Annotated in this window: 25 protein-coding genes and 1 pseudogene; 11 read left to right on the forward strand and 15 right to left on the reverse strand. The window is 74.4% G+C overall.

What is annotated here, in order from left to right; genetic code table 11:
- Positions 1 to 97: 97 nt before the first annotated feature.
- A complete protein-coding gene (locus tag ACFY7E_RS30825) occupies positions 98 to 523 on the reverse strand; it encodes a PPOX class F420-dependent oxidoreductase (RefSeq protein WP_389490634.1) in 426 nt (141 codons plus the stop codon).
- 151 nt (positions 524 to 674) lie between these two features.
- Here ACFY7E_RS30825 and ACFY7E_RS30830 point away from each other — a divergent pair, with 151 nt between their 5' ends.
- From ACFY7E_RS30830 to ACFY7E_RS30845, 4 genes are all read left to right on the forward strand, one after another.
- Entirely contained in the window at positions 675 to 1,088 is a 414-nt protein-coding gene (locus ACFY7E_RS30830; protein WP_383444959.1) for a roadblock/LC7 domain-containing protein, read from the forward strand.
- 172 nt (positions 1,089 to 1,260) lie between these two features.
- A complete protein-coding gene (locus ACFY7E_RS30835) occupies positions 1,261 to 2,538 on the forward strand; it encodes a DUF6397 family protein (protein WP_389490637.1) in 1,278 nt (425 codons plus the stop codon).
- Positions 2,539 to 2,745: 207 nt separating this feature from the next.
- On the forward strand, positions 2,746 to 3,123 hold the full coding sequence (locus ACFY7E_RS30840; protein WP_389490639.1) for a hypothetical protein: 378 nt from the start codon (positions 2,746 to 2,748) through the stop codon (positions 3,121 to 3,123).
- Between the two features lie 235 nt (positions 3,124 to 3,358).
- A complete protein-coding gene (locus ACFY7E_RS30845) occupies positions 3,359 to 4,144 on the forward strand; it encodes a polysaccharide deacetylase family protein (protein ID WP_389490641.1) in 786 nt (261 codons plus the stop codon).
- A gap of 207 nt (positions 4,145 to 4,351) precedes the next feature.
- On the opposite strand, the gene ACFY7E_RS30850 is transcribed toward ACFY7E_RS30845, so the two are convergent.
- The 6 genes from ACFY7E_RS30850 to ACFY7E_RS30875 form a co-directional block, all read right to left on the reverse strand.
- The gene (locus ACFY7E_RS30850; RefSeq protein WP_389490643.1) at positions 4,352 to 5,119 is read right to left on the reverse strand and encodes a rod shape-determining protein; all 768 of its coding nucleotides are present in this window, start codon (positions 5,117 to 5,119) and stop codon (positions 4,352 to 4,354) included.
- A gap of 130 nt (positions 5,120 to 5,249) precedes the next feature.
- On the reverse strand, positions 5,250 to 6,437 hold the full coding sequence (locus ACFY7E_RS30855; RefSeq protein ID WP_389490646.1) for a globin domain-containing protein: 1,188 nt from the start codon (positions 6,435 to 6,437) through the stop codon (positions 5,250 to 5,252).
- Positions 6,438 to 6,510: 73 nt separating this feature from the next.
- Positions 6,511 to 6,954, reverse strand: coding sequence for an RrF2 family transcriptional regulator (locus tag ACFY7E_RS30860; RefSeq protein ID WP_389490648.1), 444 nt, complete (start codon positions 6,952 to 6,954; stop codon positions 6,511 to 6,513).
- Between the two features lie 63 nt (positions 6,955 to 7,017).
- On the reverse strand, positions 7,018 to 7,416 hold the full coding sequence (locus ACFY7E_RS30865) for an SHOCT domain-containing protein (RefSeq protein WP_389490650.1): 399 nt from the start codon (positions 7,414 to 7,416) through the stop codon (positions 7,018 to 7,020).
- 148 nt (positions 7,417 to 7,564) lie between these two features.
- Positions 7,565 to 8,014: a peroxiredoxin gene (locus ACFY7E_RS30870; protein WP_389490653.1), complete on the reverse strand. Its 450-nt coding sequence runs from the start codon at positions 8,012 to 8,014 to the stop codon at positions 7,565 to 7,567.
- Positions 8,015 to 8,173: 159 nt separating this feature from the next.
- The gene (locus ACFY7E_RS30875; RefSeq protein ID WP_389490655.1) at positions 8,174 to 8,788 is read right to left on the reverse strand and encodes a PadR family transcriptional regulator; all 615 of its coding nucleotides are present in this window, start codon (positions 8,786 to 8,788) and stop codon (positions 8,174 to 8,176) included.
- 183 nt (positions 8,789 to 8,971) lie between these two features.
- On the opposite strand from ACFY7E_RS30875, the gene ACFY7E_RS30880 reads away from it, so the two are divergent.
- The 3 genes and pseudogenes from ACFY7E_RS30880 (at position 8,972) to ACFY7E_RS30890 (ending at position 10,811) form a co-directional block, all read left to right on the forward strand.
- Positions 8,972 to 9,457, forward strand: coding sequence for an SRPBCC family protein (locus ACFY7E_RS30880; RefSeq protein WP_389490657.1), 486 nt, complete (start codon positions 8,972 to 8,974; stop codon positions 9,455 to 9,457).
- A 135-nt stretch (positions 9,458 to 9,592) separates the two neighbouring features.
- Positions 9,593 to 10,144, forward strand: a pseudogene (locus tag ACFY7E_RS30885) (Ig-like domain-containing protein); the annotation flags it as partial.
- 169 nt (positions 10,145 to 10,313) lie between these two features.
- Complete coding sequence (locus tag ACFY7E_RS30890) at positions 10,314 to 10,811, forward strand: L,D-transpeptidase (protein WP_389490659.1); 498 nt, start codon at positions 10,314 to 10,316, stop codon at positions 10,809 to 10,811.
- Between the two features lie 43 nt (positions 10,812 to 10,854).
- Here ACFY7E_RS30890 and ACFY7E_RS30895 read toward each other — a convergent pair whose 3' ends face one another.
- On the reverse strand, positions 10,855 to 12,468 hold the full coding sequence (locus ACFY7E_RS30895) for a poly(3-hydroxybutyrate) depolymerase (RefSeq protein WP_389490661.1): 1,614 nt from the start codon (positions 12,466 to 12,468) through the stop codon (positions 10,855 to 10,857).
- Between the two features lie 169 nt (positions 12,469 to 12,637).
- On the opposite strand from ACFY7E_RS30895, the gene ACFY7E_RS30900 reads away from it, so the two are divergent.
- The gene (locus ACFY7E_RS30900) at positions 12,638 to 13,147 is read left to right on the forward strand and encodes a tetratricopeptide repeat protein (RefSeq protein WP_389490664.1); all 510 of its coding nucleotides are present in this window, start codon (positions 12,638 to 12,640) and stop codon (positions 13,145 to 13,147) included.
- 53 nt (positions 13,148 to 13,200) lie between these two features.
- Here ACFY7E_RS30900 and ACFY7E_RS30905 read toward each other — a convergent pair whose 3' ends face one another.
- The 3 genes from ACFY7E_RS30905 to ACFY7E_RS30915 are packed head-to-tail and all read right to left on the reverse strand — an operon-like array spanning position 13,201 to position 14,440.
- Complete coding sequence (locus ACFY7E_RS30905; RefSeq protein ID WP_389490667.1) at positions 13,201 to 13,521, reverse strand: cupin; 321 nt, start codon at positions 13,519 to 13,521, stop codon at positions 13,201 to 13,203.
- Positions 13,518 to 14,069 (reverse strand): hypothetical protein, encoded by a 552-nt coding sequence (locus tag ACFY7E_RS30910; RefSeq protein ID WP_389490670.1) that lies wholly within the window; start codon positions 14,067 to 14,069, stop codon positions 13,518 to 13,520. The genes ACFY7E_RS30905 and ACFY7E_RS30910 overlap by 4 nt, the downstream gene beginning before the upstream one ends.
- Entirely contained in the window at positions 13,997 to 14,440 is a 444-nt protein-coding gene (locus ACFY7E_RS30915) for an MFS transporter (RefSeq protein ID WP_389490673.1), read from the reverse strand. Before ACFY7E_RS30915 ends, ACFY7E_RS30910 begins: the two co-directional genes overlap by 73 nt.
- Positions 14,441 to 14,447: 7 nt before the next feature.
- Between ACFY7E_RS30915 and ACFY7E_RS30920 the strand changes: the two genes are divergently transcribed.
- Positions 14,448 to 15,083 (forward strand): LysR substrate-binding domain-containing protein, encoded by a 636-nt coding sequence (locus ACFY7E_RS30920; protein WP_389490676.1) that lies wholly within the window; start codon positions 14,448 to 14,450, stop codon positions 15,081 to 15,083.
- On the opposite strand, the gene ACFY7E_RS30925 is transcribed toward ACFY7E_RS30920, so the two are convergent.
- From ACFY7E_RS30925 to ACFY7E_RS30940, 4 genes are all read right to left on the reverse strand, one after another.
- The gene (locus tag ACFY7E_RS30925) at positions 15,013 to 16,359 is read right to left on the reverse strand and encodes an amidohydrolase (protein WP_389490678.1); all 1,347 of its coding nucleotides are present in this window, start codon (positions 16,357 to 16,359) and stop codon (positions 15,013 to 15,015) included. The two genes, ACFY7E_RS30920 and ACFY7E_RS30925, sit on opposite strands and share 71 nt — an antisense overlap.
- A gap of 127 nt (positions 16,360 to 16,486) precedes the next feature.
- Positions 16,487 to 18,136, reverse strand: a complete 1,650-nt coding sequence (locus ACFY7E_RS30930; protein ID WP_389490681.1) for an acyl-CoA dehydrogenase family protein — start codon at positions 18,134 to 18,136, stop codon at positions 16,487 to 16,489.
- Positions 18,120 to 18,737, reverse strand: coding sequence for a TetR/AcrR family transcriptional regulator (locus ACFY7E_RS30935; RefSeq protein ID WP_356545323.1), 618 nt, complete (start codon positions 18,735 to 18,737; stop codon positions 18,120 to 18,122). Before ACFY7E_RS30935 ends, ACFY7E_RS30930 begins: the two co-directional genes overlap by 17 nt.
- Before the next feature lie 120 nt (positions 18,738 to 18,857).
- Positions 18,858 to 19,442 (reverse strand): TMEM165/GDT1 family protein, encoded by a 585-nt coding sequence (locus ACFY7E_RS30940; RefSeq protein ID WP_389490683.1) that lies wholly within the window; start codon positions 19,440 to 19,442, stop codon positions 18,858 to 18,860.
- A 298-nt stretch (positions 19,443 to 19,740) separates the two neighbouring features.
- Here ACFY7E_RS30940 and ACFY7E_RS30945 point away from each other — a divergent pair, with 298 nt between their 5' ends.
- Positions 19,741 to 20,448 (forward strand): TetR/AcrR family transcriptional regulator, encoded by a 708-nt coding sequence (locus ACFY7E_RS30945; protein ID WP_389490686.1) that lies wholly within the window; start codon positions 19,741 to 19,743, stop codon positions 20,446 to 20,448.
- Positions 20,445 to 21,992 (forward strand): MFS transporter, encoded by a 1,548-nt coding sequence (locus tag ACFY7E_RS30950; protein WP_389490689.1) that lies wholly within the window; start codon positions 20,445 to 20,447, stop codon positions 21,990 to 21,992. The genes ACFY7E_RS30945 and ACFY7E_RS30950 overlap by 4 nt, the downstream gene beginning before the upstream one ends.
- The last annotated feature ends 1 nt before the right edge of the window (position 21,993 follow it).

Raw genomic sequence — 21,993 nt, forward strand, 5'->3', positions numbered from 1 at the left:
TGGGGCGTTGGGGCGTTCGGGCGTTGGGGCGTTCGGGCATTCGGGCATTCGGGCATTCGGACGTTCAGGTCTTCGTCCGTTCTGTCCGGTCCGGTCCTCAGTCAGCGAGGCCGGCTTCGGCGATCACCTTGTCGATCCTCACCCGGACGAGGAGTTCTCCGGGGACGGCGTTGCGCGCGCCGAACTCCTCCGCCCGGTCCTCGCCCATGTAGCGGGCGCCGATACGGGTGGCCCAGTGGCGCAACGCGCCCGGCTCCTCGCTGAGTTCGGAACGTCCGAACAGCGAGACGAAGGAGAACGGCGGGGCCTCGTCGTCGACGCACAGGGACACCCGTCCGTCGCGGGCGAGGTTGCGGCCCTTCACCGTCGCCTTCCCGGTGTTGAACACGAAGTCGTCGCCGTCGAGCACGAACCAGATCGGCACGACGTGGGGACTGCCGTCGTCGCGGACGGTCGCCAGCTTGCCGGTGCGGGTGCCCGCGGACACGAAGGCCCGCCACTGGTCGTCGGTCATCCTCGTCATGCCCCCATCCTGCGGCACACGCGGGCGTGGTGCAGTGCTTGCCCTGTCCACGACAGTGCGTAAGGCTTGCGCCGACACGCGGACCACGGTGACACGGGGAGCACGGGAATCCGGATCGACGGGGACGCACCACGTAGGGGGAGGACGACTGATGGCGTTGGACAAGGGACTGGACTGGCTCCTGGACGACCTGACGCAGCGGGTCGGACACATACGGCACGCGCTGGTGCTGTCGAACGACGGCCTGGTGACGGGCGCGAGCAGCGGCTTGGTGCGCGAGGACGCCGAGCACCTGGCCGCCGTCTCCTCCGGTCTGCACAGCCTCGCCCGGGGCTCGGGCCGGCACTTCAAGGCGGGCCGGGCACGGCAGACGATGGTGGAGTTCGACGAGGCGCTGCTCTTCGTGACTGCCGCGGGCGAGGGCAGCTGCCTGTGCGTCCTGAGCGCGGCGGAGGCCGACGTCGGCCAAGTGGCGTACGAGATGACACTGCTGGTCAACCGGGTCGGCGAACACCTCGGCGTGGAGGCACGACAGCCCGGCCATCCGGACGACGGCCCGTTCTGACGGTTCGCCCCCGCGCTCCGCCACGCCGTTCCGCCGCGAGTTGTCCACAGGCGGTTGTCCACAGATGGTGCGGGCGTGGTCACTCTGCGTTACGTTCTTTTCGGCGGGTCGGACGGATCCGCGCCACGGAGAGTACGGACACACGGAGTACGGACACACGGGGGAGGGTCGCATGATGACGACGGAGGGCGACGGCAGGACGGCGGACGAAGGGGCGCGCACGGTGACACCGGGGCGGGCCGCGCAGGAACTGGATCTGAAGCGCGACGAGTTCCGGCTCGCGGTCCAGCTCGGTCTGGTGCGGACGGTATCGGTGGGAGAGGGCGGGCGGAGGCGTGTCGAGCGGTGCGAGCTCGACCGGCTCAGGGCCGCGCCGGACTTCCCCGCCGGTCTGCGCGACCGGGTGCGCGCTGTAGGTACGGGGGAGGCCGCCGCGCTCCTCGGGATCACTCCGGACCGGTTCACCAGGCTGGCCCGGACGGGGCACCTCAGCCCGGTGGGGTTCTCCCTGAACCGCTACCGGGCGGTGGTGTGGACGTACCTGGCGGAGGAGGTCGCCGACTTCGGCCGTTCCTGCCCGGCGCTGCTCGCGGGACGGTTGCCGCCGGCGCTCCGCGAGCGCCTGGCCGCGCGTGAGGACCTGCGGCCGAGGAACTGGCGGGCGCGACGGCTCGCCCTGCTGCTCCGCGCCGCCGAGGACCCGTGGGCGCGTGCCGCGGCCGTCGCCTCCCTGCTCGATCCGCTTCAGGTGGCCGAGGTCGTGGACGATCCGTACGAGCGCGCGCACCTCGACCGGTTGCGTCCGCCACCGCCGCCCGGGATGCCGACGCCCGCGGCGGCGCGCGAGATCGCCGAGCGGCTCGCGCGGGCCGACGATCCGGACGAGATCCTCTGGCACCGGCTGAGCCTGGCACTCGCCCTGGACGAGGCGCGGGCCACGTGCCCGGCCCCGTATCCGGGGGAGGTTGCTTCGGTTGTGCCGGCCACATCGGCCACATCGGCCACATCGGTCACCCCGGTCGCCCCGGCCGCGCGGAGGGCAGCCGCTGTGTCTTCAACGCGGTCCGTCCCCGCCCCCGTCCCCACGTCTTCCGTACTGTCCGGAGCGGCGGATCCGTGGGCCTTTCCGGTGACGGTACGCGGCGGCCCACGGGCCCTGTCGGCGCGGTCCCTGCCGTCGGCACCGTCTTCTGCGACGGCGGGGCCCTCCACGGAGGCACCCTCCCTGCCCGAGACGCCGCCGACGGTCCCGCCGCCCCGGGAGAGCGCCCCGGCTGGGCCTCCAATGCTTCCCGCTTCCGCCGAGCGTCCGGCGGCGGCGTCCGGTCGTCAGGCCTCCCGCCGGATCTCCCGGCCGGCCCGCATCCGGCTTCTCGACCGGCTCCGCCGGGGGAGGGCGGGCGGTGAGGCGCGCGCCCGGCGACGGAGGCGTCCCGTGGCGTGGCCCTGATGCCGTGCCCGGCCGGACACGGCATCAGGACGCCGGGACGCCCGGCCGTCGCCGGGATCGCGGGGAGCGCCGGGATCGTCGGATGCGGTCGAGCGCCCGGCGGCCCTCGCGGTGCGGCGGCACCGGAGGGATGCTGGAGGGGTGGCGCGACGAGTGCCCGGCACGAGGAGCGCGAGGTGTCACCGGCGACCGGGGGGCCGTGAGGAGATGAGCGACGTGTACGACCTGCACATCGACACCGACGTCACCGTCCAGCTGAGCGACTGCGGACGGGAGGACGCCCAGGCCGTCTTCGACGTCCTCGACGCGGCCTACCGGCTGGAGGACATGACGGCACCCGGCCCGCAGGCGGCGACGGAACCGTCCCCCACCGTCTGGACGGCCACGTTCGACACGGCCGGGGGAGAGCACCGGCAGGTGTCTCCCGCCCATCTGTCCGCCACGGTCGGCGTCACGCTCACCGGCGGCTACCACGCCGTCGACGAGGTCGAGAAGGTCCTGGCCACCGGCTTCGACGTCCGGTCCCGGCACACCGTCTCCGGCGACCAGGAGCGGGAGGCGCGCCTGCTGCTCGCCTCCCGCTGAGCGGGGGGCGTCTCCCGCCCGGGCCCGTCGCCGTAGGAGACGCGTCGCCGTCAAGAACGCCCCGGGAGGCGCGGACGGGCGCTCCCGGGGTTCCCGCGTGCCCGTGAGCGGTCGCCCGCCCCACCGTCGTCCCCGGTATACACCCTGTGTAGTGTGCATGTTCGGTCGCAGGCCCGCCCTGACCAGGCGACGGCGGCGGCCCTGTCGAACGTCACCGGGGAAAGCGGGTTCCACCATGTTCCGATCCAGGCTGCGCCGACGCGGGGGAACGGTCGTCGCCCTGCTGGCCGCCGCGTCGCTGATGACGACGCTGAGCGGCTGCGGCGTCGACCCGCTCACTCCCCAGGAGGCGCGGGAGAAGGCCGGATCGGACGACAAGCCGGGCGGGACGGGCCGCCGCGTCGACTGCGCCGAGGTCAAGTGCATCGCGCTGACCTTCGACGCGGGGCCGGGCAAGGACACTCCCAGGCTCCTCGACATCCTCAAGGAGAAGCAGGTCCCCGCCACCTTCTTCCTGCTCGGAAGCAAGCACGTCGACCGTTATCCCGAGGTGGTCAGGCGCATCTCCGACGAGGGCCACGAGGTCGCCAACCACACCTGGACCCACCGGATCCTCACGGATCTCGACGCCGCCGAGATCCGTGAGGAGCTGTCGCGCACCCAGGACGCCGTCGAGAGGATCACGGGCCGCAAGCCCACCCTGATGCGCCCGCCGCAGGGCCGTACCGACGGCACCGTGTCCGAGGTCAGCCGGGAACTGGGACTGGCCCAGATCCTGTGGAGCATCACGGCCAAGGACTACTCGACCGACGACTCGGCCCTCATCGAGCAGCGCGTCCTCGAACAGGCGCACGGCGACGGGATCATCCTGCTCCACGACATCTACGACGGCACGGTCCCGGCCGTCCCCCCGATCATCGACGAGCTCAAGCGGCGGGGCTTCACCTTCGTGACCGTGCCGGAGCTCCTCGCCCCCGGGAAGGCGGAGCCCGGCACGGTCTACCGTCCCGAGAAGGACTGACGGCCCACCCGAAATGGGGTGAGTTGTCTCACATCGCCCACCCGGGACCTCTCGGAACGTTCAGGAAAGGTTTACCGTTCATATGTATGTGACGGCGGAGGGGCCCGGTCCCCGAGGTTCCCCCCCGAGAGGTGACCGCCCTTCGCCCGTCACGACGATCGGCCCCGGTTGGAACCCCCCGTCCAACCGGGGCCTTGTCGTTCGGGGTCAGATTCCGGCGGGGGAGGCGGCCGGATGGCGGAGGGCGGATGCCAGCATCAGGCCCGCGCCGCGGACGACGCTGGTCGACGGGTCGTTGGCCAGGCGGATGCGGGCCCGCAGGAGATGGGCCAGCCGGCCGGTCACGTCGAGGCTCAGGGCCCCGCCGCCCGTCACCAGGACACCCCGGCGCAGCGCCCCGCGCGCGGCGCCCGTGCGGTCGCGCCGCCACAGGTCGCCCACCAGGTCGGCGGCCGTCCCGGCGACCGGGTCCGGGGAGCCTCCCGGGTCCGGCAGGTCGTCGAGGCCGACCTCGGCGAGCCGGGCGTCCACGACGCGGCCGTCCACGACGAGCGTGACCTCGGTCAGCTGTGCGCCGAGATCGACCACGAGCAGCGGGCCGTCGCCGGGCGGGGCCGCGTGGGCCGCCGCGGCGCGGGCGCTGTCCACGGCGAAGACCCGCACCGCGCCGAGGCCGTCCGCCATCCGCCTCGCCGCCTCCCGTTCCTCCCGGCCGGCGAGCACCGGATGGGTCAGCATCACGACGGTGTCGTGCCCGTCCCCGCCCGGAGCCCCGGCCGTCAGGCGCCGCAGCAGCCGGAGCTGGGAGTCCGCGTCGGTCACGCGGCCGCGCAGCACCGGACCGCTCGGCACGTCCGCGAAGACACCCGCCCCCGGGGCCCAGGCGCGGGTCCGGGAACTGCCGATGTCGAGGGCGATCCCGCGCACCGGCCGCCCGGCACTCCGGCCGCCGTGTGCTGACCCGAACGATCCCATCGTCTCCGTCGCTTCCGTGCGTTCCTCTCGGACCCGCTGAATGCGAGGCCGACATGGCACCTCACTATGCAGTATCCGTAGAGACAGCGCCATGATGCTTGGAGATCGAAGGGGGTTCGAGGGGAACGGGTCAGCTTTCGGCGCCCAGCCACAGGTCGGGACCGAACACCTCGTAGTGGATGTCGGCCGCGGCGACGCCTCGGCCGAGGAGGTCGCCGCGCACGGCGCGCAGGAAGGGCAGCGGCCCGCAGAGGTACGCGGTCGTGCCCGCCGGCAGGTCGAGCGCCGTGACGTCCGCGCGGCCCGGCCGGACACCGGAGTCGCCCGGCTCCTCGTACCAGAGGTGCAGGGTCCCCTGCGGCAGCGCGTCCACGAGGCGCCGCAGTTCGGCGGCGTGCGCGTGGGACGCGGGCGCGCGGTCGGCGTGCACGACCACGACGGGGCGGGTCGACCCGGTGTCCACGAGGTGGCCGAGCATCGCCAGCATCGGGGTGCCGCCGATCCCGGCGGAAGCGAGCAGCAGGGGGCCGTCGCCCTCGGGCAGGACCAGGTCGCCGAACGGGGCCGACACCTCGACCGCGTCCCCCTCGCGGGCGTGGGCGTGCAGCCAGGACGAGACCTCGCCCGCCGGGTCGCTGGCGACCCGCTTCACCGTGATCCGCCACTGCGGACGCCCGGGGGCGGAGGAGAGGCTGTACTGGCGGATCTGCCGCGCGCCGTCGGGCAGGGCGACCCGGACGCTCACGTACTGACCCGGCCGGAACGCGGCCGTGGGGCTCCCGTCCACGGGGCGCAGGACGAACGAGACCGCGTCGGCCGTCTCGTCCCGCCGCTCGGCGATCTCCATCGACCGCCAGACCTGGCCCTCGGGGACACCGGCCTCCTGGTACAGCCGGGTCTCCACGGCGACGAGGGCGTTGGCCATCAGCCAGTACACCTCGTCCCAGGCGTGCGCGACCTCGGGCGTCACCGCGTCGCCGAGGACCTCCACGATCGCGGCGAAGAGGTGCTCGTGCACGACCTTGTACTGCTCGGAGGTGACCCCGAGCGAGGCGTGCTTGTGCGCGATCCGCGACAGCATCGCGTCCGGGCGCCGGTCCGGGTGCTCCAGCAGGGCCACGGCGAAGGCCGCTATGGAGCCGGCGAGCGCCTGCCGTTGCTCGCCGTTGGCCTGGTTGCCCCGGTTGAACAGGTCGCGCAGGAGCTCGGGGTGGGCGTCGAAGAGACGCCCGTAGAAGCGCTCGGTGATCCGGTCCAGGGCGCCGCCGACGGCGGGCAGGGTGGCGCGGACGACCGGGACGGCCTGCTCGGACAGCATGCGGACTTCCAATCTGGTAAATGATCTACCTATTTAAAGCTGGAAGGAAGCGCGCACCCGGTGGTGCGCGCGGTCAGGGGGTGGGGCGGGGGGAGAGCGAGAGGAGGAGCGGGCCGGTCGGCGAAGACACGAGTTCCGCCACGGTCAGCGGATCGAGCACGCGGTAGAACGCCTCCTGTGCCTCGCGGAGCGCCCCCCGGAGCCGGCAGGCGGACCTGAGCGGGCAGGGCGGGTAGCCCTCGCAGGCGACGACCTCCTCCTCGCCTTCCAGGGTGCGGGTCAGCCAGCCCACCGAAGAGCGCCGGCCCGCCTCCGTCAGGGCGAGGCCGCCGCCGCGTCCGCGGCGCGCCTCGACCACACCGAGGTGCTGGAGTCGGGTGACCACCTTCGCCATGTGGGCGTACGGCACGTCCATCGACTCCGCCACCTCGCGCGTGGTGACGGACTCCTCCTGCGCGGTGACCGCCAGGCGCATCACGGCACGGAGCGCCAGGTCGGTGAACTTCGTCAGCCTCACGGCATGAACGTATCAAAAAGGTATTTCAGATACGTATTAAGGGGGTGTGATGTCGGCGGTGCCTCAGGACAGCACCTTGGCCTTCGCCTTCTCGAACTCCTCCGCCGTGATGGCGCCCTTGTCCTTCAGGTCGGCGAGCCGGGCCAGCTCGTCCGTGGCGCTCGTGCCGTCGCCCCGCGTCCCGGCGGTCTTGCGGATGTAGTCCTGGAACGCGGCCTCGGTGTCCTTCGCCTGTTTGACGTCACGCCGGCTCATTCCCTTGCCGCGGGCGATGACGTAGACCAGCACCCCCAGGTAGGGGAGCAGGATGCAGAAGACCAGCCAGCCGGCCTTGCCCCAGCCGTGCAGGTCGTGGTCCCGGAAGATGTCGGTGATCACCTTGAACAGCAGGAACAGCCACATGATCCAGAGGAAGAACCACAGCATGGTCCAGAAGAGGTCGAGGAGAGGGTAGTCGTCCATTCCCGCACGCTCCGTTCCGGCGCCGGCCGGGGAGGGCCGGACGTGTGCAGCGAGTCTCACCCGGCCGACGCGCTCCCGCACGTCGGGGCGGCCCGCCGTGCGGACCGCCGCCTCCCGTGTCCGGACGGGGACGTGGACCGGGTGCGGCTCAGGCGCCGCGCAGGGCGGCCAGCGCGCGGTCCGCGTGCGCGCTCATCCGCAGCTCGCTGCGCACGACCTCCCGCACCCGCCGGTCCGGGCCGATCACGAACGTCACCCGCTTCGTCGGCGCCAGCGAGAACCCGCGCTTGACGCCGAACCGCTCCCGTACGACACCGTCCGGGTCGGACAGGAGCGGGTACCCGAGGGAGTGCCGCTCGGCGAACTCCTGCTGCCTCTCCACCCCGTCGGAGCTGATCCCGACGGGCAGCGCGCCGACGGCCCGGAACTCGGCCGCCAGGTCGCGGAAATGGCAGGCCTCGGCGGTGCAGCCCGCAGTGAGCGCCGCGGGATAGAAGAAGAGGACGACCGGCCCTTCGGCCAGCAGCCCGGTCAGGGAGCGCGGAGCGCCCGTCTCGTCCGGAAGGCTGAAGTCCTCGACGAGGTCACCGACGTTCATGGAGGTCCGTCCCCGATCCGTTCCGATGCGCCGCCGGAGCCTCCGGCGGCCGGCCGGTGACGTTACCGCAGAGTAGAAGCCCCGGTCACCCGGAAGGCCCCGTCACATGCCCCGCACCGCCTCGGTCACGACCCTTCCCGCCTTCCTCCCCGGCGGCCGTCACGCTCCCCGCGCCGCCTCGGCAGTGGTCCTCCCCGTCTCCCTCTCCGGGGCCCGCGCGGCAGCGGTGCGCCGGTCGAGCACGGCGAGGGCGCGGGCGCCCCAGCGCAGGTTCTCCTCCTCGAAAAACCGGCCCCGCATCAGCGTGAGGTACGGCCCGACGCGCTCCGCCTCGTCCAGGTACGTCTCCTCGTCCCGGCCGGCGAGCATCCGCTCCCGCAGACGGTCGTAGCGGGCGAGCTTCGCCCGGGCCGTCTCCATCCGCCGGGCCACGAACGCGCGGACGGCCGCGGTGTCCCCCTCGTCGCAGGCCTGCACCTGGACCAACAGCTCGTCGCGGACGGCGCTCGGACGCGGGGACGTCGACGTGTAGGCGGCCAGATCCCGCCTGCCCGATTCCGTGAGGCTGAACATCCGCTTGTTGGGACGCCGTTCCTGCTCCACCACCCGGGCCGCGATCAGACCGGCCTCCGCCAGCCGGTCGAGCTCGCGGTAGAGCTGCTGCGGGGTGGCGGCCCAGAAGTTGGCGACGGACACGTCGAAGATCTTGGCCAGGTCGTATCCGGAGGCCTCGCCCTCCAGGAGAGCTGCGAGGACGGCGTGCTTGAGGGACATCCGGACACGCTAGCAGTCCGTTGAATAGTTTCTTCCGCACCTATTCAACGGAAGAAGGATCATCGGACCGGGCGGGGCCGCCCGCTCGTGGGCCCCGGCTTCCTTCACTGGCACGTACGTCCGGCGCCCGCCTAGGCTGGAGGGGAGGGGAAGCCACGGGGGAGCAGATCCGAGGGCAGCGCGATGGACAGCGACACGTTCGTCTACACCACCTACATCCGGACCACCCCCGACGAGCTCTGGAAGGCGCTCACCGACCCGCGGCTCACCCGCCGCTACTGGGGCGTGGCCTTCGAGACGGACTGGTCCCCCGGCGCCCCCATGGTCTGGGAGGAGGGCGGTCGCAGGACCGCCGACCCCGAGCAGGTGGTCCTCGAGGCCGAGCCCGGCCGGCTCCTCTCGTACACCTGGCACACCTTCACCCCGGCCTGGGCGGACGCCGTCGGTCTCGGGCACGACGCGTACGAACGCCTCGCGGCGGAGCCCCGGTCCCGGGTGGCCTTCGCGATCGAACCGTCGGGCGACACGGTCAGGCTGACGGTCACCCACGGCGGCCTGGCACCCGACGGCACCATCAAGGAACTCATCGGCGAAGGCTGGCCCGCACTCGTCTCCAGCCTCAAGTCCCTTCTGGAGACCGGCGAGGAACTCCCGTCGCCACCCCGCTGACCCGGCGCCGATCCGCTGATCCACCGGCCGTCCCGCCGGACCGGCGATCCCGCTGGCCCATTCGAGTCGTCTCGCGCCCGACTCCTCCGCCACGCCCGGTGTCTTGATCATCTTTTTCTCTTCCCATCGGCTTTGATGCCCGGGTCGGCACCGCCCGCCGACACCACCGTGCGAAACGCGAAACGCGAAGGGGGAGAGTGTCCGACGTGTCGTCACGCAGATACGCACGGGGGTGGGGCGCGCTGTCCCTCGCGATCGGTGCCGTCCTCGCCGGCGCGGCGGCCCCCTCGCCCACGGGGCCGGACCCGGCCGCGGACGCCGACCGGGACGTACCCGCCGCCTCGGCCCCGGACTCCACCCCTCCCGCCGTCGTCTTGGTGGACGGCTGCGTGGGCGCCGGAGAACTGTGCGCCGGACCGCACGGTCCCGTTGACCGAGGGCCCCCGCCGCGCCCTCGCCCGCTTGGAGTTCCGTACCGCCGGGGCGCCCGAGGGGGACCGGCTCACCGTCTCCTTCGGACCGGACGACGGCGGTACGTACGGGGTCGGCCGGCCGGTCACCGCCGAGCTCAGCCACCCCGTCCCGGCGGACGACCCCCGCGCCCGCCGGGCCGTCGAACGCGCCTTCGACGTACGGGCCGAGCCGCACGTCGAAGGCTCCTGGTACTGGGCCGGTCCCACCACGCTCCACCACCGGCCCCGGGGCTACTGGCCCGCCCGCGCCACCGTCCGCGTCCACAGCGGCCTCGGGGACCCGGATCACCGACGGCCTGTACGGCGGCCCCTCGCGCCCCCTCACCTTCACCACCGGCGCCCGGATCGAGGCCGTCACCGACGTCGCCGCCCACCGGATGCGCGTGTACCGCGACGGGCGACTGCTCCACATCCTCCCGGTCACCACCGGCAAGGCCGGACACCGCACCCGGAGCGGCACCAAGGTCGTCCCGGGGAAGGAGCCCGTGGTCCGCATGCGGGGCGACTCCATCGGCATCGCCCGGGGCAGCGACGACTTCTACGACCTGAAGGTCCACTGGGCCACCCGGGTGACCTGGAGCGGCGAGTACCTGCACCCGGTCCCCCGGTCCCTCGACGCGCAGGGCAGCGAGGACGTCAGCCACGGCTGCACCGGCATGAGCACCGAGGACGCCGCCTGGCTGTTCCGCACCGTGCGCGAGGAGGACCTCGTCCGGGTCGTCAACGGCCACGGGGAGCCCATGGCCCCCTTCGGCAACGGCTTCGGCGACTGGAACCCGGACCGGGCCGCGTGGCTGCGGGGCAGCGCCTTCGGACCGGATCTCCACCGCCCCGCCGCGGACACCGGACCCGCGGCGGGCGGCCTCGACCCGGCCCTCTGAGCGAACGCCCGTCGGCGCGCCCCCGTCGGCGAACCTCCGCCGCCTACCGGTACTCGACCGTCAGCGTCACCGGCGCGTCCCGGTTCACGAAGAGGTACGCCGTACCGGTCGGCGCCGACGCGAACCCGAGGCGGAACTGGGTCGTCCCGCCCCGGTTCAGGGCCGCGACCGCCTCCGCCGACAGGTCCGTCGACACCGCGCTCCCGGACGAGAACGCGTCGATCCGCGCGCCGCCCGCCACCGTGGCCGGCGCCGACCAGTCCGCCGGCTCGACCGCGCACCCGCCGAAGCAGCCCGTCCGCACGTCCACCAGGAGCCGGTTCCCGGCGGGCGAGGCCCAGGGGTCGCCCGAGCCGCTCGACCGCGTGACGGTCAGCCAGGCCCGGGAGACCTCCTTGCCGGCCGGGATCCGCGAGGTGTCGAAGGAGACCACCGCCCGGTTCACCTTCCCGTCCGTCCCCCGGCCGAGCGCCAGCCCGGACAGATCCTCCAGGGTGCCGACCGCCGCCCCCGAACCGTCCGCCCCGGCCTTCACGTACCCGTCCTCGGCGTCCGTGCTGGACAGCACCGTCCGGTCGGTCGCGGGTGGCGGCGTCGTCCCGGAGCCGCGCAGCGCCCGCACCATCCCCATGATCGCCTCGATCTGCTTCCCGCCGTGCCGGGCGTAGGCCGTGTCACCGAGGTAGCCCCACCAGTTCCAGCAGCCGTTCGGGTTCTCCAGGGTCCCCGTGGCCGCCGCCTGCGGGTACAGCACGATCATGTCGTTGGTGTCGGCGTACTCGTTGAGGTAGGCGCCCTCCACGAACCGGGTCCCGAAGCCCTGGTACGTGTACCCCTGCTTGCAGCCGTGCAGCGCCACGAGCAGGCGGCAGCGCGCCCCGTCGGAGCAGGACCTCGGCACGTACGCGAAGCCCTCCGCCCCCATCGAGACCGCCGAGGCCGAACCGCCGGGCGCGTACGCGTTCTGGTCGAAGCGGATCAGCGAGCCGCCCGTCCCGGAACCGGGCGCCGCGACCGACCCGAGGAGGTGCCCGAGCAGCGCCCCCTCCGCGTCGGTCCCGCACCTGTTCAGGAACGGGGTCTGCGTCACCCCGCAGGAGTTGGGGCCGAGCGGGGTGATCCAGGCGTGTCCCGCCGCCGTGGACCGGTCGTAGAGGACCCGGGCGCCGAACCGCCCGTAGTAGTCGGAGAGCGCGGTCACCACCGGCCGCTTCACCGTGGTGTCCGCCGACCCGCTGAAGACGTACACCGGGTCTCCGGCCAGGTTCGCCACCGGGTCGACCTGCCCCTGCGCCGACCGGTCGCGGGTGGCCTGTTCAAGGGTGGCGAGCTGGAGGTCCTGGACGGTGTCCATGCAGGCGTTGAGCGCCGTGGCGAGCTGGCCCCGGGCGCAGTCGTACGGACCCGAGGCGAACACCGCCGAGCCCTCGAACGTCCCCGAGTACGCCACGTGCAGCTGCGTGGCCATGTACCCGCCGGACGAGACGCCCGCGCTGAACACGGAGCCGATGTCGTACCCCCGGAGCGTGCCGGGCACGGGCGGGGGAGCGGCGGCCCCGGCGGGGGGCGCGGTCGGGAAGAGGGTCGCGGCGGCGCACAGCAGCAGCGCCGCGAGACGGCGTGGCCCGCGCAAGCGGGCGGGACGGGGTGAACGCATGGGGGCTCCCGGGCGGCTCGTTCCTGACGGGGGATCGGCCGGGACGCTACGGCCTCTCCCGAGCCGTCCTCCATGGGTGAGGACGCCACAATCCGGCCCGTCCGCTATGGCGGCCCGTCACCTGGCAGTCGGCGCACGGGCATCCGGCGCGAACTGCGAGAATGGCGCCATGGAGCATCACGGGGAGAGGGACGGCCTGCTGGCCGAGGCGGTCGCGCTGCGCGAGGGGGGCCGCCGGGAGGAGGCCCGCGAGCGGCTCGCCGGGCTCGCCGCCCGCTGGCCGGAGGACCCCGGGGTCGCCTACCAGACGGCCTGGGCGCACGACGTCCTGGGTCGGGAGGCGGAGGCCGTGCCGTACTACGAACGGGCCCTCGCCGACACCACCGGGCGGCTCGCGCCCGACGACCGGCGCGGCGCCCTCCTCGGCCTCGGCAGCACCTACCGGGTGCTCGGCCGGTACGAGGAGGCGGTCGCCCTCCTGACCCGCGCGGTCGGGGAGTTCCCCGAGGACGGCTCCCTGCGCGCCTTCCTCGCGATGGCCCTCTACAACACGGGCCGGCACCACGAGTCGGTCGCCCTGCTGCTGCGCCTGCTCGCCGCGACCAGCGAGGACCCGTCCGTCCGCACGTACCGGGCGGCCGTCGAGCACTACGCGGAGGACCTCGACGCGACCGGGTGACCGGATGGCCGGGAGGCCGGGTGACCGGGTGACCGGGTGCGGAGAGGGCCGGGTCAGTCGTTCACGGCGGTCAGGAGGACCACCGCGTCCTCCAGGGCGGTGAGCCCGTGCCGCTCCTTGGGGATCATGCGGAGCGTGCCCGCCCGCAGCTCCTCCGCCCGGTCGGCCGCCGTCAGGTTCACCCGGCCCCGCAGCACCTGGAGGCTCGCGGCCGGAGGCGCGTTGTGCTCGTCCAGGGACGTGCCCGCCGTCAGGGCGATGACGGTCTGCCGGAGCACTCCGTCGTGCATCACCAGACGGGCGCTCCGCCCGTGCGGTGCGGCGTGGGCCGCGGCCAGGTGCTCGTCGGCGAGGGCGGTGAGGTCCGGCGTCATGTCTCTCCCTGCGGGGTGCGCGGGCGGATACCCCCAGCCTCCCGTCTGACGACGGGGACGCAAGTCGAGGCCGCCGGCCGTGCCCGTGCCACCACCGTGACGAGACCGCCGGCGGCGACGCACGCCCCCGTCGCGAGCAGCGCGGCCCGCCGGCCGTACGCCGCGTACAGCCACGTCCCGACGAGGGAAGCGGCCGCCCCTCCGCCGAAGGTGGCCAGCATGAAGACGGTGTTGACCCGGGCCGCCACCGCCCGGCCGATCCCGAAGATCCTCGTCTGGTTCGCCACCTGGCACGAGCTGACCCCCGCCACCAGCAGGTTCGCCCCGGCCGCCAGGGCCACGGGGGAGTACGGGAGGAGCCCCGCCACCGCGAGGCCGAGCCCCGCGCACACCAGGCCCCCGGCGCTCACGGCCGTCGGCCCGCACCGGTCCGCGAGGCGCCCGGCCACCGCCGAGAGCAGCGCCGCCGGCAGGGTCAGGACCCCGAACAGACCGGCGGTCCCCGGCCCGTACCCCAGCGGCGGAGACGCCAGGCGGAAGGCGAGCACGGCCCAGAAGACGTGAACGCGGCGAAGACACAGGCCCCGAGCGCCGCCGGGATCCGCAGCTCGCGGTGGGCCGCGAGGAGCCGGGGGAGCCCGGCCAGGAGCCTCGCGTACGACCTGCCGCCGCGCTCACCGGGAGCGCCCAGCCGCTCGGGCAGCCGGCGCGGCAGCACGCACAGCAGCGCGGCCGTCGCCACGGCGGCGACCGCGTACGCCGCCCGCCACGTGCCGGTCGCGTCGGCGACGGCCCCCGGGACCGTACGCGACAGGGTGGAGCCCAGGGTGAGGCCGAGGCCCACCAGACCCACGATCCGCCCCCGCCGCCCCGGGCCCGCGAGCACCGCCGCCACCGGGGTGAGGATCTGCGGCAGCACCGTCGTCGTGGAGAGCGCGAGCGTCGCGAGCGCGAGGGTGACGACGCCGGGCGCCGCGGACGCCCTCCTCGCCGCGCACCCCGGCTGCGAGGTCACCGTCCGCGAGGTCCCTCTCGACGGCGGGGTCCGGGCCCTGCTCGACGGCGCGCCCGACGTGCGGCTCGCCACCCTCCCCGTCCGCGAGCCGGGACTCACCACCGGCCCGGTCGTCCTGCGCGACGACCGGGTCCTGCTGCTTCCCGCCGCCCACCCCCTGGCCGGCCGTCCCTCCCTCGGCCCGGAGGACCTCGCCGGCCTGCCCCTGATCACCACCGGGGGCGCCAACCCCCGGTACCGGCTCGACCACCACTACCCGCGCCGCACCCCCTCCGGAGCCCCCGTCGGCCGGGGTCCGGCCGCCGCCACCTGGCAGGAGGCCCTCTCCCACGTGTCCGCCGGACGGGGCGTCACCCCCGGTGCGGCCCGCGGCGCCCGCTACCATCCCCGGCCGGGCATCGCCTACGTACCCCTGCGCGACGCCCCGCCCCTCGAATACGCCCTGGTCCGGCCCACGGCCGCCGACTCCGCCCTGCTCAGGGCCTTCGTGACGGCGGTCGCCGCGCCGGAAGCCGCCCGCCCGCGCCGGGACCCTCCTCCCGGGTGACGAGGGCTCCCCTCAGGTGGTCGTACGCCACGTGCGCGTGCAGCCGGACACCGGTGACGAGGGCGGAGTCGTCGGCGTAGAAGCCGGGATTGTGGTTGGTCACCAGACCGCGCCCGCCCTCCACGGGGACCGGCCGGCCCGACGCGTCCAGGGCCGCGTCCTGGACGCCGAGCGTCACGTACAGGCCGCCGAACCGCTTCACGAACTCGGAGACGTCGTCGTACCCGAGCGTCCCGCCCGTCTCCACCACGCGCCCCTCGCCGGCCACCCGGCGGAAGGTCGGAAGTCCGGCCGCCACCCACGGCCCGCTGTTGTGCACGGGCGGCACGGGCTGGAGGTACTCCGCCGTGGCCGTCGCCCCGTACGCCGCCGCCGAGTGCTCCACGAGCGTCGTCAGCCTCCTCCGTACCTCCGCCATGTCCGACTCGACGGCGGTGCGGATCGTGCCCCACAGCGTCACCGTCTCCCCGACGATGTTGAAACGGCCGACGTCCTCCACGTGCCCGATGGAGACCGTGACCGGGTCGAAGGCCGAGACCTGCCGGTACAGCTGCCCGATGCCCGTCAGGATCGCACCGGCCGCCGGCATCGGATCGACGCCCTGCCAGGGCGTGGAGCCGTGCGTCTGCCGACCGGTGACGACGATCCGGACGAGCGTGGACGCGCCGTACTGGTTGCCGACCCTGTACCCCACGTACCCCACCGGGTACGGCGTCACGTGCAGCCCGAAGACCATCGTCGGCACCGGATCGGCGAAGGCGCCCGCCTCGACCATCGCCCGCGCCCCGCCCTCCTCGGTCACCGGCGGCCCCTCCTCGGCGGGCTGGAAGACGAACAGGACGGTCCCCGGCAACCGGTCGCGGACCTCGGAGAGGACCGTCGCCGCGCCGAGCAGCATCGCCGTGTGGCAGTCGTGGCCGCAGGCGTGCGACACCGGGAACGGGCCGCCCGGATAGTCGGCGTCCACCACCTCGGAGGCGAAGTCCGCCCCGCACAGGTCCCGCACCGGCAGGGCGTCCATGTCCGCCCGCAGCGCCACGACCCGCCCGCCCGCCGCTCCACCGCGCAGGACTCCCACGACCCCGTGGCCCGCGACGCCCGTACGGACCTCGTCGAGACCGAGGGCGCGCAGGTGGTCCGCCACCAGACGGGCCGTGTTCACCTCCCGGTTGGACAGCTCCGGGTGCCGGTGCAGACGGCGCCGCCAGGCCACCACCCGCTCCTCGACCCCGGCCGCCCGCGCGTCCAGTTCGCCGTGCACCGCCTCGCTGTCCAAGGGGACGCCTCCCTCTCGCTGTGGCGAACGCCGTGGCCCGGCCGTCGCCCTCCGGGAAACCGTGCTCCCCCAGCCTGTCACCGGGAGGCCGGGGGAGCACGGCGGGGGAGCCGGTCCGACCGGCGCGTCAGACCGCCGCGTCCGGGCCGCTCCGTCCGATGATCGACGCCGTGTCCAGGCCCGCCGGGAGCGTGCCGAAGGCCAGGCCCCGGTCGCCGTCGAGCCGCGAGGCGCAGAACGCGTCCGCCACCGCCGGATTCCCGTGCCGGACCAGCAGCGAGCCCTGGAGCACGAGCGCGAGCCGCTCCACGAGCCGCCGCGCCCCGTACGCCGCCGCGTCCGGGTCCCCGAGCCCCGCCAGCTCCTTGCGGAGCCCGGCGACCGCCGCGTCCAGGCGCCGGTCGGCGCCCGCGCCCCGGTCGACCTCCGCGAAGAACGCCTCCACCGCCTGCGGCTGACGGGCCATCGCCCGCAGCACGTCGAGCGCGGCCACGTTCCCCGACCCCTCCCAGATCGAGGGCAGCGGCGACTCCCGGTAGAGCCTCGGCAGGCCCGAGTCCTCCACGTAGCCGTTGCCGCCCAGGCACTCCAGGGCCTCGGCCGCGTGCGCGGGCGCCCGCTTGCACACCCAGTACTTGGTGACCGCGAGCCCGAGCCGCCGCAGCTGCTCCTCCTCCGCGTCGCCGCGCGCCGCCCGGTCCACCGCCCCGGCGAGCCGCAGCGCCGCCAGCGTGGCCGCTTCCGCCTCCACCGCCAGGTCGGCCAGGACGTTCCGCATCAGCGGCTGGTCGACGAGCCGCGCCCCGAACGCCCGGCGGTGCGTGGCGTGGTGGACGGCGTGCACGAGCCCGAGGCGCATCCCGGCCGCCGAGCTGATCGCGCAGTCGAGCCGCGTCATGTTGACCATCCGGATGATGGTCGCCACCCCGCGCCCCTCCTCGCCGACCAGCCTGCCGAGGGCGCCCTCGTACTCGATCTCGGAGGAGGCGTTCGACCGGTTGCCCAGCTTGTCCTTCAGGCGCTGGAGGCGGATCTCGTTGCGGGTGCCGTCGGGCAGGACGCGCGGCACCAGGAAGCAGGAGAGCCCGCCGGGCGCCTGCGCGAGGGTGAGGAAGACGTCGGACATGGGGGCCGAGGTGAACCACTTGTGACCGGTCAGCGCGTACAGACCGGGCTCGCCCGCCGGGACCGCCCGGGTCGTGTTCGCCCGGACGTCCGAACCGCCCTGCTTCTCGGTCATCGACATCCCGGCGATGATCCCGCGCTTCTCCGTCGGCACCCGCAGGCCGAAGTCGTACGACGGGGAGGTGAGCAGCGGCTCGTACACCTCGGCAAGGTCCGGCTGGACGCGCAGCGCGGGCACGGCGGCGTACGTCATCGAGACCGGGCACAGATGTCCGGCGTCGGCCTGCCCCCACACGAACACCTTCGCCGCGCGCGCCACATGGGCGCCGGGCCGCTCGTCGCGCCAGGGCGCGCCGTGCAGCCCGTGCCGCACGGCCACGTCCATCAGGGAGTGCCAGTACGGGTGGAACTCGACCTCGTCGACGCGGTGGCCGTGCCGGTCGTGCGTGTGCAGGACGGGGGAGTGGCGCTCGGCGAGCCGCCCCCACTCCTGGGCCTCGGCGCCGCCCGCCCGTACGCCCAGCTCGCGGACCTCCGTCTCGGCCCAGCCGGCGCCCTCCCGGTGCAGCGCCTCCAGGAGGGCGGGGTCGGCGGAGACGTCGTGACCGGTCAGCGGGGGGACCTGGTTGGTGACCTCATGCGTGGTCGGCATCGGGGACTCCCAGTGCTCGCAGGGTGAAGGTGACGAGTGCGGGTACGGTGCCGGGTCCGACGGACCCCTCCGCCAGCGGACCGACGAGTGCCTCGGCGCCCGCCCCGACCAGCGCCGAGGCCGTCAGGACGGGGTCCTGGGGCGGCAGCTCGCCCGAGCGGACGCCCTCCTCGACGCGGGCGGCGAACACGTCCCGGAACGCGCGCCGGAAGACGAGCCGCTCCGCGTCCACGGCCGGGTCGACGGGCTCGGCGAGCAGCGCGTAGGCGAGGCGCGGCGACTTCAGGGCGCGCAGGGCGAAGGTCTCGACGACGGCGACCACCCGCTCGGCGGCCGAACGGTGTCCGGGGTGCCCGGCCGCCTCGGAGACGGCCGCGACCTCCCGGCCCACCACGGTCCGGAAGAGCTCGACGGCGAGCTCGGACTTGCCGTCGAAGTGGCGGTACACACTGCCCGTGGCGATCCCCGCCCGGGCGGCGACGGCCGCCACGGTGCACCCCGCGTAGCCCTGCTCGGCGAGCAGTCCGAGGGCCGCCTCGACGACGGAGGCGCGCTGGGCGTCGAGCCGGGCCTGGACGGCGGGGGTGCGGCGGTAGGGCATGGAAGGAGTGAAGCAGTGATTCACTGCTTCATCAAGGGTCCGGACGGGCGCCGACGAACGGACTGCCCCGCCGTCCTCCGGAGGACGGCGGGGCAGTGGGGCCGGGGCGGCGGGACGGCGTCAGCCGGTGAAGACCTCGGTCAGGGACCAGATCGCGAGCCCCGCCATGCACACGCCGCCGACGCGCTGGACGGTCTTGAGGGGGACGCGCTTCGCGATGAAGCGGCCCGCGACCAGGGCGAGGGCGGAGACGCTCGTCAGGGCGGCGAACGCGCCGATCGCCGTCGACCAGGTGCCGTTGGTGGCGGCCAGGTTGGCGGTGGTGATCTGGGTCAGGTCGCCCCACTCGCTGATGAACACGGCCGTGAAGGCGGTCGAGAAGACGGGCCAGAAGCCGGTGACCGTACGGCCGCCCGTGTCGTCGTCCTCGTCGTCGTCCCCGCCGCGCAGCAGCATGAAGGCGCCGAAGGCGAACAGGAGCGCCGAGACGAGTTTGACGATCCAGCCCGGGAGCAGCCCGAGCAGGCTGCCGGCGCCCACCGCGATGGCGACGTGTGCCAGGAAGGCGGTGGAGGTGCCGATCCACACGTACAGGGGACGCATGCGCGTGCCCATGGCGAGGGACGCGAACATCGTCTTGTCGGGAAGCTCGGCGAGGAAGATCAGCCCGAAGGCGGTGAGGATCGCCAAGGGGTCGAGGTGCATACCGGGGCTCTCTGCTCGGTCCGGGCCTCCGGGCCCCGCACGACACCTCGGTGGGCGGCGGGAGGACCACTCGGCCCGGCATGACGGACCACGCCCACGGATGCGCGGACGCGGTTGATGCCTGGCCGAAGGTCTCGCCCGTCCACGTCGTCCGTGGACCCGGCCACCGGGAACCCGGGGGTTCCAGTGTGTCGACGACCGGTTCTCAGGGCTACTCCCCTTCGCTGCGGCCCAGTGTAACGGACCCGGATGTCAGAGTTGGTAGACAGTGTCTACTGAACCCTGGTAGACAGCGTCCATGCACAAGGACCACGAGGGTGACGAGGAACGCGGCCGGGGAGACGGCGGACCGCGCGACGACCGCGCGGGCGACGGCGAAACGGCCGGTGGGCAGCGCGGCGGCGGTACGGATGACGGGCCGCGCGACGGTCGCGAGGACGGCGGGCTGCGCGGGCGGCTCGTCCGGGTCGGCGTCGAGCTCGTCGACGCCGAGGGCGCCCAGGCCCTCTCGTTGCGCGAGATCGCCCGCCGCGCCGGCGTCTCCCACGGCGCTCCCCGCCGCCACTTCCCCACCCACCTCGACCTCTTGTCGGCCATCGCCCGACAGGGCTTCGCCGAACTGGCCGCCCGTGTCGCCGCCGAGGACCGCGAGAACGCCGGGCCGCGCGAGCGGATCACGCTCCTCGCCCGCGTCTACCTCGACTACGCCGGGTCGCGGCGCGGCATGTACGAGCTGATGTTCCGGCACGACCTGCTGGAGAGCGGGAGGCTCGGACTGCGCGAGACGAGCCTGCCGCTCTTCGCCCGGCTCACCGAACTGGTCGCCCGCGTCCGCCCCGGCGCCGACCCCGTCGTCGTCGCGGGCGCCCTGTGGGCCAATCTGCACGGCATCGCCCAGCTCCGGCACTGGGGCAGCCTCCGGCTCGCGACCGGGAGCGCCGACCCCGCCCCGCTGCTCGCGGCCGCCCTCGACGCCCACCTCGGACCCGCGGGGCCGACCGCGTGAACCGGCGGCGCGCTCCCGTTCCCACCCCTGCCCCCGTCCTCACCCGCGCTCCCGTCCCCGTTCTCGTCCTCGCGTGCAGCGTCGTCGGAGCCGCCGTCGTCGCCCTCGACGGCACGGTCCTGACCGTGGCCCAACCCGCCCTCCAGCGCGACCTGCACGCCGACGTCGGCCAGGTCCAGTGGACCAGCACCGGCTACCTCGTGGCCGTCGCGAGCCTCCTGGTCTTCGCGGGCCGCCTCGGCGACCGCTACGGTCACCGCCGGGTCTTCGCCGTCGGCGCCCTCGGCTTCGCCGCGGCCTCCGCCGGTGTCGCCCTGGCTCCAGGGATCGAAGCCGTGATCGCACTGCGCGTGCTCCAGGGGGTGTCCGGGGCGCTGCTCCAACCCGCCACCCTCGGCATGCTGCGCACGGCCTTCCCGCCCGACCGGCTCGCGGCCCCGATCGCCGTCCGCACCGCCGTGATCGGTCTCGCGGCCGCCGCCGGACCGCTCGTGGGCGGCGCGCTGGTCTCCGCGTACGGCTGGCGCTCCGTCTTCCTCCTGAGCGTCCCGCCGACCCTCGCCATCGGCCTCCTCGCCCTCGCGACCCGGGAGCCGCGCTCCGAGGAGGCGGAAGCCGAAACCCGCGACCGGGCGGTTCACCGCCGGGCGATCCACGGCCAGGCAGCCCGCGACCGGACACCCCATGACCCGACAGCCTCCGGCCCCGTCGCGCTCGATCCCCTCGGCGCCCTGCTGCTCGCCGTGTCCCTCGGGCTGCTGGTCCACGGGCTCGCCGAGACCGCCCGCCCCGGCGGTGCCGGGCCCGGCGCGCTCGCGTGTGCCGGGGCGGCCGTCGCCGCGGTCGCCCTCGCCCGGCACGAACGCCGCGCCGCACGCCCCCTGCTGCCCCCGGAGCTGCTCCGGAACGTGCCCGTCGTCGCGGGGGTCGCCGCGCTCCTCGCCGCCTCGGCGGCCCTCTTCGGCTCGCTGTTCGTGGCGACGTACTTCCTCCAGGACGTCCAGCGACTCGACCCCCTCGCCTGTGCGCTGCGCGTCCTGCCGCTCGCCCTCCTCATGGTGCTCGGCGCACCCCTCTGCCCACCTCTCCAGCGCCGTTTCGGCCCCCGCCGCACGGCGACGGCCGGCGCCGTCCTGCTCACGCTCGGCGTCCTGTTCTTCTCCCGCCTGGACACCACGGCCGGCGCCCTCTCCGTCGGCGGCTGTTCCGCCCTCCTCGGCGCAGGCTTCGTCACGCTCATGGTCACCGCCACCTCCGTCGTCGTGCACCGCGCCCCCGAAACCCACGCCGGAGTCGCCGGAGGCCTCCAGCAGACCGCGATGAACGTCGGCCCGGCGCTCGGCGTCGCCACCGCGGCCCTCCTGCTCGCCCTCGTACCGGACGGAGGATTCGTACCGGCCCGGGGCGCCGCGCTCCCGGCCCTGACGGTGGTCGCCGCCCTCGCGCTGCCCGCCGCCCTCGCCCTGCCCGGCACCGCCCGCCGGGGGACACGCCCGGAGCCCCGGCCGCCCCGGCCCGGTCGACGGTCCTGCGTACGATCATGAA

Origin of the sequence: Streptomyces sp. NPDC012825, from assembly GCF_042900925.1 — a bacterium.
GTDB lineage: Bacteria > Actinomycetota > Actinomycetes > Streptomycetales > Streptomycetaceae > Streptomyces.